Below are 12,593 nucleotides of genomic sequence, written 5' to 3' on the forward strand. Positions count from 1 at the left end.
ACATAATATTATATAATTCGAATAGTTATACACAATAATTTTTAAAAAATAATAACAATATTACAAATTTTTTCAGAGTGTCGAAAAAGCCTAAGAAAAAGATAATGCCGATAAGTAAAATTTACATACCGGCATTATCTCTATTTTTTCTGCAACTTAACTTCTACAGACTATCTTTTCACATATGTTCTTACGAAATTTAGTCCTCCGCGAGCGCAACTACTGGCGAAGACTTTACTGCTCTACGAGCTGGAAGAACGCTGGAAAGAAGCGCTGCAAGCAAAGCGATTAGAGCAAGAACCGCGTAAATAGTCCAATCAATTACAAACGGAACTTTGCCAATTGCGCTAAACACCATGTAGGATCCAATCCACCCAAACGCTGTTCCAACAATCAAGCCAGAAACGGTGCTTGTTAAGGAAATCAACGTTGCTTCCAACGCAAGAGATCTTCTAACCTGTCCTCTTGTCATGCCGATTGCTCGCAAAGTTGCAGATTCTTTGGTTCGCTCAATAACAGACAAGCTTAATGTGTTTGCAACACCTATTAAAGCAATCACAACAGCTACTGCTATTAAGCCAACAAGCAACATCATCATTACGTCGATAGCACTTTCCCACTGCGCTCGCTGGAACACGCTTCCACCAGCCATAACCTCCGCATAGCTAGATGTAATATTTCTAATATTCTTAACAATATCTACAAGATTAGCTTTGCTAGAGTCTACCGAAATAAGCAGAATATGCGTTGTAGGCTTAAGGTAGTTATTGAAGTAAGATTTGCTCACAAAAGCAGTATTCCTTGAATATATATTGACATTCCTATACTTCTTAAACTGAACTTGCTTTACAGTAATGCTCTTATCGTTATTACTCGGGTCTGTATTCATTCCGGTAAATGGCGTAATATCATCACTGTCTGTTTCACCAGAACTGTACTTTTCTACATAAGCTTGTAGATTAAGGTTTCCTTTTTTAAGTTCAAAGGGTTCTCCCCCTTCTTCGTTAAACTTAGGCAAAAGCACAGAATCTTTGTTTATATTAACGCCATCAAGATCAGTGTGCATTACATTTTTAAGTTGATTTACATTATCAACTCCAGCTGCCATAGCATACTCAGTTTTGCCCTTAGCGTTCTTAAAAGTCATAGGAACTGCAGGAAGCAACTCAGTATGCTTTATTCCACTAATCTTTGAAATGTCGGCAGCTAAAGATTCATCAACATTCTTGCCTTGAATAATAATGTCAACACTGTAATGGTCATCAACAACACCTTTAAGAGTTGCTTTACCACAAATTGCGCCCGTTACTACTGTAGAAACAAGCGTTACTCCAATAAGCAAAGCTGTTCCAGTTGCTGCAACTCTTCTAGGATTTCTTTGCACGTTTGCATTAGCAACTTTAGACGCGGGCCCACAAAGCGCCATAATTGCTCCAGTTGCCTTCATAGCAAACGGCATCCAGAATGTTGCTGTAATAATAATGCCAATAAAAACAAGCGCACAACCAAACATTGCTCCAAGCAAAGTCATCCAAGAGTCAGAACCAGCAGTAGGCGACTTACCCGCAATCATGCTTGCCAAAGAAGTAGCACTTAAAGCCGTAGCTAAAATACCTACAACAATAAACAGAACGCCAAAAACAGCGCGAATAATGCTTGCACGCTTATCTTTAATCAAATCCATTGGTCGCAGCGCTTCCATAGGCGTTACTTTTGTAGCAGATCGAGCAGCACTCATAGATGCAAGAACTGTTACAATCGTACCAATTGCTATTGGCCACACAATTGCCGGAAGTGAAACAATCAAAGGAATCTTAGATAACGGTCCAGAATTAATATTCACGTTACTAATTGCGCCCATAAATCCTATTGCGCAAAGCACGCCAACAGCCGCAGAAATAACTCCAAGTATTGCGGCTTCAAGCAAAACTGCTGCATAAAGCTGGTGCGATTGTGCGCCGATTACGCGCAAAAGTGCAAGAGTGCGTCTGCGTTGAGCAACCAAAACTTGAAATGTGTTTGCTATAACAAGCGAAGAAATAAGCAACGCTAGGATACCAAAAGATAGCAAGAACATGGTTACAAAATTAGTGCCGTTAGACACATTTCGAACAGCTCTTACGCCAACTTCATGCCTAGACATAAGAGAGAATCTCGAAGGAAGCAAAGAGTTAATCTTAGGAGATAAATCGTTTATTTTAGATTCATCAATACTCATGTACACTTTGCTTTGCACAACTTCATTGTCAAAATTCTTAAGATTGTTGAGTTTTGCACAAAAATCATTCGTTACTCCACCAAGATACGTGCCGCGATTTGAAACTGGTATTTGAGAATGTTCTCCATCGTCTACAAGACCAACCACACGAACATCGTACGATTTTTCTTTATCTCCGCCAGTGTCATCTACTTTAACCAAAGTTATAGTATCGCCAATGTTTGCATGTATTGATTTTGCAATACTTTTAATAAGCGTAATTTCGCCTATTTTTTGCGGATCTCTACCTTCTGTTGATTTATAAACAGGAAGATTTCCATACAAACCACTAGACCAAGCAATACTTGTAACTGATTTATCACCTTTTTCCACTCTTACAAGCGCAGTCGCATCGTCACTACGAATACCGTTGATACCAGGCATCTTCGATATTTTGTCTAAATGAAGGTCTTTGTAATGAATTTCACTACTCGGAGAGCTGTTAGGATTTTTAAATGAGATTGCATAATTTGCGCTACCGAATTCATTTGTTGCGTTACGAACCATCAAGTCATCAACGCTGTTTGCAAAAAGCAAAGTAGCGCTCATAAACATGCTGCCTATAAGAATTGCAATTCCAGAGGCGATTAGCATGCGCACGCTTTTACGCATAAGTTTTAGTGCGATTTTCCACATTCTAACTTCACCACCTTTTATTGCAATTGAGCAGGCTGATTATTAACGCCAGCCTCGCTGCGTTCCATAAGCATCTTGCTCATTCCTTCTGCAGTAGGATTTTGCACGTCTTCAACGATTTGACCATCTGCAAACACGATTGCTCGATCCGCATAAGACGCTGCAACAGCGTCGTGAGTAACCATAATCACAGTTTGACCAAGTTCCGTTACAGACTTCTTCAAAAAATGCAAAACTTCTGAGCTGGAAGCAGAGTCAAGATTACCGGTAGGCTCATCCGCAAAAACTACGGAAGGCTTAGAGATTAAAGCTCGAGCAATTGCAACGCGTTGTCGCTGACCGCCAGAAAGCTCAGCAGGCCTATGCTTTAAGCGATCTTGCAAGCCAAGAGTTAAAACCAAAGTATTAAACCATTGCTTATCTGGCTTTTTGCCTGCCAAAGTAAGAGGCATAAGAATATTTTGCTCAGCACTAAACATTGGAAGAAGATTAAAACTTTGGAAAATGAACCCAACCATTTCGCGTCGCATAAGCGTAAGCTGTTTATCGCTCATTCCTGTAATATCTAGGCCATCTACCAAAACTTTTCCAGAATTAACGCTGTCAAGACCAGCCAAAGAATGCATTAAAGTTGACTTTCCAGAGCCAGACGGGCCCATAATCGCAGTGAACTTGCCGCGCTCAAAGCTAACACTAACGTCTCGCAAAGCGTGAACAATGCCTGCACCCTTGCCAAAATCTTTAACAACATGCAAAGCTGCAACTGCCGTCTCACCAATCAAGTTTTGGTTAAAATCTGCTCTAAAATCTAAAGCATTTTCTTGCTCGTATGAGCTTGTTTCGTACGGACTGTTCATAACTGCTCCTTTTCTTAAAAAGTAGTAATCGCATAGTTATCTACTGCTAATACTTAAATTTACGTGAAAAGACTGCTGGTTACTATCGTGCGTAAGGCGGAAATTATTGAGAAAAAATTAGCATCTCATCCTAAAGTATGATGCGTAAATTTACATAATGTATAAAAAATCGGAGCACATACAAATACGAATGCGCTCCGAATAAAATGGTAATGGATCTTCAGGAATATTTTTAATTAATAATTTTTTACTTTGCTTTCTCTTTTCTATTTAAGCAAGTCCTGCTTTACGAACAGCGTCAAATCCGCGCTGCAAATCGGCAAGAATATCGTCAATATGTTCAGTTCCAATAGACAAACGAATAGTACCTTCATGAATGCCCTGATCTTCCAACTCTTCAGAAGTTTCCTGAGAGTGCGTAGTAGATGCAGGATGGATAACCAATGACTTTACGTCAGCAACATTTGCAAGCAATGAGAAAAGCTGTAAATTGTCAATAAATACGCGAGCTGCATCCCTTCCACCTTTAATATCAAACGTAAAAATAGAGCCTCCACCATTCGGGAAGTAACGCTTATAAAGCTCGTGATCAGAACGACCTTCAATAGAAGGATGACTTACAGATTCAACCTCTGGCACAGTTTGCAAATATTGAACAACCTTCAACGCATTCTCAACGTGACGCTCAACACGCAAACTCAAAGTTTCCGTGCCTTGCAAAAGCAAGAACGCTGCAAACGGGCTAATGCAAGCGCCAGTATCGCGCAAAATAATCGCACGAATACGAGTCACAAAAGCCACAGAACCTAAAGCTTCATAGAAGTTCAAACCATGATAGCTAGGGTCAGCTTCAGTAAGAGTTGGGAATTTTCCAGGGACTTTAGCCCAATCAAAATTGCCGCCTTCAACAATAATGCCACCAAGAGTTGTGCCATGGCCGCCAATAAACTTCGTAGCAGACTCAACTACAATATCTGCACCATGCTCAAGCGGACGGAACAAGTATGCAGTTGCAAAAGTGTTGTCAACAAAAACAGGAAGATTGTGGCGATGCGCAATCTCGGAAATAGCCTCAAAATCAGGCAAATCAGCATTAGGATTACCAAAAGTTTCAAAGTACACGAGCTTCGTATTCGGCTGAATTGCATCCTCGAAGTTCTGAGGATTCTTAGGATCCACAAAAGTAGTTGTTACACCATCTCGAGGAAGAGTATGACGAAGAAGGTTATAAGTTCCACCATACACATTCTTTGAAGACACAATGTGATCGCCCTGCTGAGTGATGTTACGAATAGCATAGTCTACAGCTGCCGCACCAGAAGCAACAGCCAAAGCTGCAGTTCCACCTTCAAGAGCTGCAATTCTACGCTCAAAAACATCTTGAGTAGAATTCGTCAAACGGCCATAAATATTTCCAGCGTCACGCAAATCAAAACGAGCAGCGGCATGATCAAAATCGTGGAACACGTAGCTCGTCGTTTGATAAATAGGAACTGCACGAGAATCAGTTGCCGGATCCGCCTGCTCTTGACCAACATGCAACTGCAAGGTTTCAAAATGATACTTTCCTTGCGTTTCTTCAATATCGCTCATAATACCCCTCCAGTTTTGCGACTTTTTAAACAGTAGATTAGCTTGCTTCAGCTTACTTTGCGCATCCGCTTACTTTTCCGTTTTCTGTTTACATATTTATTTAAGTGATAACGACAATATGCCACTATGGTTCATTCGTACATACCTGAGGTTATCAAAATTAGCTATAACGAATTAACAGTTTGCAAAAAATAGCGAAATCTGTTTTAGAAAAATACAGAAAATATACTGAATTTCTAATACAACACGCCGTATGCAGCTTTTATCCACAATGCTTAAAAAATCTGGATTACTGCTCAATAAGCACAGAAAATAGCAGCATGATTACACAAAAACACATTATTGACGATGAAATTATCTCGCTTGACGAGATTGACGACGCTGAGACTGCTCAAGTATTTTTGCAAGAAAAACTTGAACAAGTGTCCAACGAGCTTCAAGATGATTCTCTTGAAAGTAAAGAGTTGGGAAAACTGGGAGAAACATACGCAGCTTTGCGACTCATACAAAAAGGGTGGCACGTTATTGACCGAAACTGGCATTGCCGTAATGGAGAGCTAGCTTTGGTGATGATTACTCCAGAACAAAAACTGGTATTCGTGGAAGTAAAAACTCGAAGAAGCGTACGTTGTGGCACTCCACTTGAAGCAATTACTCAAGAAAAACGTAGCAAATTACGTACAACTGGCATGAAATGGCTGGAAGAATTCGGAAGCGACATACCTCATTACCGTATTCGATTTGACGCTGTATCTATTCTTATTATTAACAAATACACTTATCCAGATTCTGCATATGAATTGCAATCTTTGGAAGAAATTGAAGATAATTCATCAATCCAATTCAAGCATGTTCAAGGAGCATTCTAATGCATATTGGAAACGCAACATCAATAGGACTTATTGGTCTTAAAGCTTTTACTATTCATCTGCAAGCTTTTATATCTGGAAATATGCCAAACTTTTCTATTATCGGCTTACCTGACACTTCATTAAGCGAAGCAAGAGAGCGCGTTAAATCAGCTCATTTTGCGTTGCATTGCAAATGGCCTGAAGGAAGGGTAACAGTAAACTTATCACCTGCTTCAATGCCAAAAAGCGGAGCATCATACGATTTAGCTATCGCGGCAAGCATACTAAGCGCAGAAAAGTATATTCCACTTACAGAATTAGAAAATACAGTTATTTTAGGAGAACTAAATCTTGACGGGACAGTATTACCTATTCAAGGCATTCTTCCTATTGCACTTTACTCAAAAAAGATGCATTTTAAACGAATGCTTATTCCGCAAGAAAATCTTGCCGAAGCGCAACTTGTAGATGGAATTGAATCTATTGGAATACACCATATTTTAGATTTAGTGACGCAATTGCATGGCAGTTTGAGCGAAGAATCACTCAAGCTTATTGAAGAAGACCCTGCGTATAAACATATGCAAGTCCTTGAACGAAATGGAAATTATAACAATGGAGAAGAAGATTATAATTCGTCAATTCACGAAGAAAGCACTTCTCCACTACAAATTGAACCAAAATATGAAATTGGAGATATGTCTGAAGTAATAGGGCAAGAACATACAAAATGGGCTCTACAAGTTGCTGCAGCTGGAGGGCATCACGTAATGATGATTGGGCCTCCAGGATCTGGGAAAACCATGCTAGCTTCACGAATACCAAGCATTATGTGTCCACTTAACGAACAAGAACAGCTTGAGGTTGCTTCAATTCGTTCACTTTGTGGAACACTACCCTATTACGGAATTAGCAATATTCCACCATTTGAAGCACCTCACCATACTGCTTCAGCAGCTTCTCTTATCGGAGGAGGAACAGGAGTTGCAAAACCTGGGATTATTACTAGAGCACATTGCGGAGTGCTGTTTATGGATGAAGCTCCAGAGTTTTCTCCTAGAGTATTGCAAACCCTAAGAGAACCATTGGAATCAGGGCATATTGCTATTTCTCGTTCAAAAGGGACAACTCTTTATCCAGCTAAATTCCAGCTTGTTATTGCTGCAAATCCTTGTCCTTGCGGATACGCATACGGAAATGGAGAACGATGTACTTGCAAAGAGCGCGAAAGAGCACGATATTTTTCACGCCTTTCAGGTCCAATTCTTGACCGTATTGATATTCAAATGGATGTGCCTCCGGTAGAACGAATTATTATTTCAAACCATCATCAAAACAATGTACAAAACACAGTTAAAAACACGTATCTAAATAGCAAAACAATGCGAGATAACGTAATAGAAGCTCGTAAAATTGCTCGAGACCGTTTTATAAAACAAGGTTGGGATTGCAACGCACAAGCATCTGGAACGTGGCTTAGAAAATACACTTCACAGCAAGCTGTAGGACTTATCAACCGTGCATTAGAAAAGCATCAACTGAGTTTGCGCGGAGCAGATAGAGCATTGCGACTCGCGTGGACGCTTGCTGATCTTTCTGGACACACTTCACCAGACATGACAGACATTGCACAAGCTATCAGTTTAAGGACACGAATATGAATACTAAGAACATAAACAACACGGATAACACTGAAGAAACCATTAGTGTACCTAGCGATTTTTCTTCACCAGACGAAGAAACAATATCTCGTGCAATACTTACATTCTGCCTTGAAGGAGCGGATGCAATTATGTACACGCTACTATTGGGATCTAAAAGCGCTAAAGAAATTGTTTCAATATTAAAAACAATTGTGAAAAATTATACGAAACAACAATCAACAGGCTCAGCTCAACAAATGCAACTTCCAATTATTAGTGAAGTAGCAGATCAAGAAAACGATGCCAATTCTAAAACTTTTAGTTCAAGAAAACGTAACAAAAATCAAGAATTAGTATCTACAATGTTAAGTTTCATAAAAAACCATAAAGAACTTACACTCTTAGAAAATTATTTCAAGAAGGGCTTAACAGCGTGGGGTTATCACAACAATAATGCGCCTAAGTCTTTAGAAGTGTTACACAATTCTATTTCAAAATGGTGCGTTCGATTATTGCATTTACCAACATGGAATAATGAATCACTATGTCAATGGTTCACTTCTGGCGGAAAGCAATGGATTATTGCACCACACAGCAAATATTGGCCGAAACAATTACAAGATTTGGCTTTTCAGAGTCATTTCTCACCACCTTTATGCTTGTGGGGTGTAGGGAATCCACAAGCATTAACACAATGTCATAATCCACTTGCTATTGTTGGCTCACGCTCTTGCACAGACTACGGAAGAGAACTTGCATATCAATTTGCTTATGATTGCGCTTCGAAAGGCCATACTGTTATTTCTGGTGGAGCGTACGGAATTGATGCAGCAGCACATTGGGGCGCATTAGATGCACAAGATGTAGATGAAAATAAGCCTACAGGAAAAACCATTGCTGTATTTGCTGGAGGATTAAATCATATGGGACCCAGATGCAATTATCAGCTTTTTGAACAAATTATTGCAAAAGGCGGAGCGTGTATTAGCGAACTATGCCCAGATACAACACCTGTAGGCCACAGATTTTTATTACGAAATAGAATTATTGCAGCTCTAGCATCAAAAATTATAGTTGCTCAAGCAAGATTACAATCCGGAGCGCTAAATACTGCAACATGGGCAACTGATTTAAATCGCGAACTATACGCTATACCAGGAGATATCAATCAGCCTAATAACGCAGGATGCAACAAGCTAATACACGATTCACAAGCTATAATATTGTGTTCAACTCAAGATATAGATATTCTGTTTCCTCAATCTCATCATTACTTTGCTTATTCTCAACCTAAACCAGAAAAATTAAGTATAGACTATAAAAATTATGACAATACGCAAAAACTAATTATCGGCGCAATTACAACATGCAAACGCAAACGTGAACTTGCAAATGTTGACAGAATATACGAAATAATAAAAGCTTCTTACAAAGAAAAACAATTAGATTACATACCATCTATTGCTGAAATTTCTGGGAAAATTGCATTGCTAGAATTGGAAGGAATTATTGTACAAAATAAAGAAAATTTAACATTATCACAGCAAAAAGTAGCGTAAAATAACGCGCCCAATACAAGATATGTGAGAAAATAAAAGTATGCAATCAAGCGAATACTACGATGTTATTATTGTTGGCGCTGGAGCTGCAGGATTATCTGCAGCACTAGGATTAATTAAATCCGAAGAATACGCATGTATGAGAAAAGAAGGAAAAACACCATCAATTTTAGTGATTTCTAAAGTGCCAGCATTGCGTTCACACACGGGTTCTGCTGAAGGAGGTATAGCAGCAAGCCTTGGAAATGTTGAACAAGACAAATGGCAATGGCATTATTATGACACAGTTCATGGCGGAGATTGGCTAAGCGATCAAGATGCAGCAAAGCTACTTGCAAAAGAAGCGCCGAAAACAGTTATTCAGCTTGAACATGATGGCGTAGCATTTTCTCGAACGCAAAATGGGTATATTAATCAACGCCGTTTTGGTGGGCATACTGCTAATTTTGGAAAGAATCCAATTGAACGTGCGGCTTTTGCTGCAGATCGTATTGGCCACCAAATTTTGCATAGCTTATGGCAACAATGTGTTTCCGAGAATATTGTATTTGCTGAAGATTGTTACGTAACAGATGTTGCTATAAACGATCAAACTATGAGCGTTGAAGGAATTGTTGCATTTGATTTATCTGCAGGAAACTTGCGAGCAATAAGGTCTAGATTCTTACTTTTAGCTACAGGCGGATCGGGAAGATTATTTGCAACAACATCTAATTCGTGGGATTTAACAGGCGATGGCATGGCTTTAGCTCTAAAAGCAGGATTACAACTTGAAGACTGCGAGTTCATTCAATTCCACCCTACTGGACTAGCTCATACTGGCATTCTGCTTTCAGAAGCAGCAAGAGCTGAAGGCGGCGTGCTTAGGAACTCAAATGGCGAAGCTTTTATGAAAAAATACGATGAAGTACATGCAGATTTAGCTCCAAGAGATGTTGTTTCTCGTGCAATTGCCAAAGAAATTCGCGAAGGAAGAGGTGTAAACGATTCAACAACTACGCAACAAAGCAATTCGCATAACGATTGTGTTTGGCTAGATATGACACATATCAGCCGAGAAAATATGTTAGAATACTTGCCACAAGTTACAGAAACTATTGAAAAATATGCTCATCTTGACCCAACTTGCGATTTAGTCCCAATTCGCCCTACAGCTCACTACACAATGGGCGGAATACCGATAACTTTGAATGGAAAAGTATATAGATGGCAAAATAACAACCAAAATATTGTTTATGGTTTATACGCTGCCGGAGAATGCTCATGTGTAGGAGTGCACGGAGCTAATCGATTAGGAGGAAACTCCTTGCTTGACGCATGCCTTTTTGGAAATCGCGCAGGAGCAACAATAGCAAAAGAATTGAAAAACTTAAACAAGGATGATGAAACTAACAGTAACGAAATCAATGAAACGAACGAAACGAACGAAACCAATAAAACTATCTCAAGTAATGTTGCACTACAAGTCTTATATAAACAAAGAAATAATGAACTTAATCAGCTTATGGAAACGAGTGCGAAGCAAGTTACAGATTTTACAGACAACAGTTATAACGACGAATCTTCACAAATAGAAGAAGATAATCCTTATAAATTATTTGCAGATTTAGGAAAAATCATGGAAAACGCTGTTGCAATATCATGCGACGAACAATCAATTAAGAAAGCACTCAATGACATACAAGAATTTATAGATCCTAAAATTCAGTCATTACACATTCATAGCGATAATTTAGTTTTTAACCAAGAAATTACTGCAATATGGGAAATAAAGAACATGTCACTACTTGCAAAAGCAGTATTACAATCTTCACTTGCTAGACATGAATCTAGAGGTGCTTTCTTTAGAAGAGACTATCCAAAACATGATATTTCTTCATTGCCACAACACTCGTTCATTGACTTTGATGGAAACTTGGCAAAAAAGCCAGTGAATGTTATTGATTTTAAACAAGATAGTAAAGGAGATTTTTATACTGAAAATAGCATAATTTAAAACTATTATTACTATTTTCATATATAAATATTTTGAAAATTCGTAATTTTTTCAACACGCCGAAGCGAAGAAGAAAAAAAGATGTTATAGTCTTATCTGTTGTCTAAAACACCTGTCCGGGTGGCGGAATGGTAGACGCGCTAGCTTGAGGTGCTAGTGCCTATTTGTTACAGGCGTGCGGGTTCAACTCCCGCTCCGGACACGAAAAAACCTTGCTGGAAAGCCAGCAAGGTTTTATTGTTTTCTAACGCAAAAAAGGTGTTAGCTAAGAAGATCATCTTAGCTAGCCCTAAAAAATTTAATTAAGCAGCATTTGAGTGCAAATGGAAACGAATCTCGCCAGAATTTGGCGTATAAACAGCTGCACCAAAAGCAATAATCGTGCCAAACTTATCTTTTACAGTAGAATAAGCTGCAATTACAGAAGTTCCAACTTCAACATTCAGTACTGCCGCAAGCCGGTCACACAGCTCTTCTACATGCACAGACACCTCATTTTCTACAAGCTGAACAGCGTACGCTTTGAACAAAAAATCAGCTAACGAATCATCTGAAAAATCATGCGTCAAAATTTTAGGAAAACGCGAAGCAGACAAATAAATCACACTATAACGCGATAAAACATCGTCAACATAGCGCAAGCGTTTCAAACATATCAACTCATCTTCTGGATCAAGACCTAAACGAGCAGCAGCATCTTCATCGTGAATAACATCTTTTTCAATAACTTTTATTCTAACTTTTGCATCATTAGAATAAGCCTGCTCATAAAATCCTTGCGCGCGATCAGAAATCACTTCCTGATTATAAGTATGAATAATTGAAGAAGCTCGAAATGTTCCCCTACCCTGCTCACGAACAAGTAATCCTTCAGTAATAAGATTATCAACTGCATGCCTCAAAGTGATACGACTCACATTGTACTGTTTGCACAATTCAATTTCATGAGGTAATTGTTCGTTAGCTTCCATAGAATCAATACGAGCGCGTAGATTATCTCGCACAGCAATATATTTAGGCACACCGTCGACCATTATCACTCTCCCCTAACTAAGCGCTAGCATGAAAAAGCCGCTGATACTAGTTTGTGTAAAACACAGCATAGTAACAACGGCTCATGCAAAACTAATAACTCTGTTATCCTATCAGCCCTAACATAAAATGTACAAACAAATAGGAAAATGAGTAAAAAGAATTTAAT

Annotated in this window: 8 protein-coding genes and 1 tRNA gene; 5 read left to right on the plus strand and 4 right to left on the minus strand. The window is 39.0% G+C overall.

Annotated features, from left to right (window positions below; all coding sequences use genetic code 11):
- Positions 1 to 199 precede the first annotated feature (199 nt).
- The 3 genes from HXT29_RS02450 to HXT29_RS02460 all read right to left on the minus strand — a co-directional run bounded on the left by HXT29_RS02450 (position 200) and on the right by HXT29_RS02460 (position 5,343).
- Positions 200 to 2,893, minus strand: coding sequence for an ABC transporter permease (locus tag HXT29_RS02450; protein ID WP_064340419.1), 2,694 nt, complete (start codon positions 2,891 to 2,893; stop codon positions 200 to 202).
- 17 nt (positions 2,894 to 2,910) lie between these two features.
- Positions 2,911 to 3,750, minus strand: a complete 840-nt coding sequence (locus tag HXT29_RS02455; RefSeq protein WP_004106907.1) for an ABC transporter ATP-binding protein — start codon at positions 3,748 to 3,750, stop codon at positions 2,911 to 2,913.
- A 270-nt stretch (positions 3,751 to 4,020) separates the two neighbouring features.
- Positions 4,021 to 5,343, minus strand: coding sequence for an O-acetylhomoserine aminocarboxypropyltransferase/cysteine synthase family protein (locus tag HXT29_RS02460; protein ID WP_117008851.1), 1,323 nt, complete (start codon positions 5,341 to 5,343; stop codon positions 4,021 to 4,023).
- A gap of 320 nt (positions 5,344 to 5,663) precedes the next feature.
- On the opposite strand from HXT29_RS02460, the gene HXT29_RS02465 reads away from it, so the two are divergent.
- The 5 genes from HXT29_RS02465 to HXT29_RS02485 all read left to right on the plus strand — a co-directional run bounded on the left by HXT29_RS02465 (position 5,664) and on the right by HXT29_RS02485 (position 11,594).
- A complete protein-coding gene (locus HXT29_RS02465) occupies positions 5,664 to 6,212 on the plus strand; it encodes a YraN family protein (protein ID WP_422118440.1) in 549 nt (182 codons plus the stop codon).
- Positions 6,212 to 7,855, plus strand: a complete 1,644-nt coding sequence (locus HXT29_RS02470) for a YifB family Mg chelatase-like AAA ATPase (RefSeq protein ID WP_117008853.1) — start codon at positions 6,212 to 6,214, stop codon at positions 7,853 to 7,855. Before HXT29_RS02465 ends, HXT29_RS02470 begins: the two co-directional genes overlap by 1 nt.
- Positions 7,852 to 9,396 carry a DNA-processing protein DprA gene (gene dprA / locus HXT29_RS02475; RefSeq protein WP_421788830.1) on the plus strand — a complete coding sequence of 515 codons (1,545 nt, stop codon included), beginning with the start codon at positions 7,852 to 7,854 and terminating at the stop codon, positions 9,394 to 9,396. Before HXT29_RS02470 ends, dprA begins: the two co-directional genes overlap by 4 nt.
- A 40-nt stretch (positions 9,397 to 9,436) precedes the next feature.
- The gene (locus HXT29_RS02480) at positions 9,437 to 11,392 is read left to right on the plus strand and encodes an FAD-binding protein (protein ID WP_422118441.1); all 1,956 of its coding nucleotides are present in this window, start codon (positions 9,437 to 9,439) and stop codon (positions 11,390 to 11,392) included.
- 114 nt (positions 11,393 to 11,506) lie between these two features.
- A tRNA-Leu gene (locus tag HXT29_RS02485) sits at positions 11,507 to 11,594 on the plus strand.
- A gap of 100 nt (positions 11,595 to 11,694) precedes the next feature.
- Here HXT29_RS02485 and HXT29_RS02490 read toward each other — a convergent pair.
- Positions 11,695 to 12,426 carry a GntR family transcriptional regulator gene (locus tag HXT29_RS02490; RefSeq protein WP_422118442.1) on the minus strand — a complete coding sequence of 244 codons (732 nt, stop codon included), beginning with the start codon at positions 12,424 to 12,426 and terminating at the stop codon, positions 11,695 to 11,697.
- Positions 12,427 to 12,593: the final 167 nt, after the last annotated feature.

Source organism: Gardnerella sp. DNF00550, from assembly GCF_049262685.1.
Taxonomy (GTDB): Bacteria; Actinomycetota; Actinomycetes; order Actinomycetales; family Bifidobacteriaceae; genus Bifidobacterium; species Bifidobacterium leopoldii.

What these genes read in the sequence shown, in the direction of transcription:
- HXT29_RS02480 (WP_422118441.1), top strand. Translation starts at nt 9,437, where the DNA reads ATGCAATCAAGCGAATACTACGATGTTATTATTGTTGGCGCTGGAGCT.
- HXT29_RS02460 (WP_117008851.1), bottom strand. Translation starts at nt 5,343, where the DNA reads ATGAGCGATATTGAAGAAACGCAAGGAAAGTATCATTTTGAAACCTTG.
- HXT29_RS02455 (WP_004106907.1), bottom strand. Translation starts at nt 3,750, where the DNA reads ATGAACAGTCCGTACGAAACAAGCTCATACGAGCAAGAAAATGCTTTA.
- dprA (WP_421788830.1), top strand. Translation starts at nt 7,852, where the DNA reads ATGAATACTAAGAACATAAACAACACGGATAACACTGAAGAAACCATT.
- HXT29_RS02450 (WP_064340419.1), bottom strand. Translation starts at nt 2,893, where the DNA reads ATGTGGAAAATCGCACTAAAACTTATGCGTAAAAGCGTGCGCATGCTA.
- HXT29_RS02490 (WP_422118442.1), bottom strand. Translation starts at nt 12,426, where the DNA reads ATGGTCGACGGTGTGCCTAAATATATTGCTGTGCGAGATAATCTACGC.
- HXT29_RS02465 (WP_422118440.1), top strand. Translation starts at nt 5,664, where the DNA reads ATGATTACACAAAAACACATTATTGACGATGAAATTATCTCGCTTGAC.
- HXT29_RS02470 (WP_117008853.1), top strand. Translation starts at nt 6,212, where the DNA reads ATGCATATTGGAAACGCAACATCAATAGGACTTATTGGTCTTAAAGCT.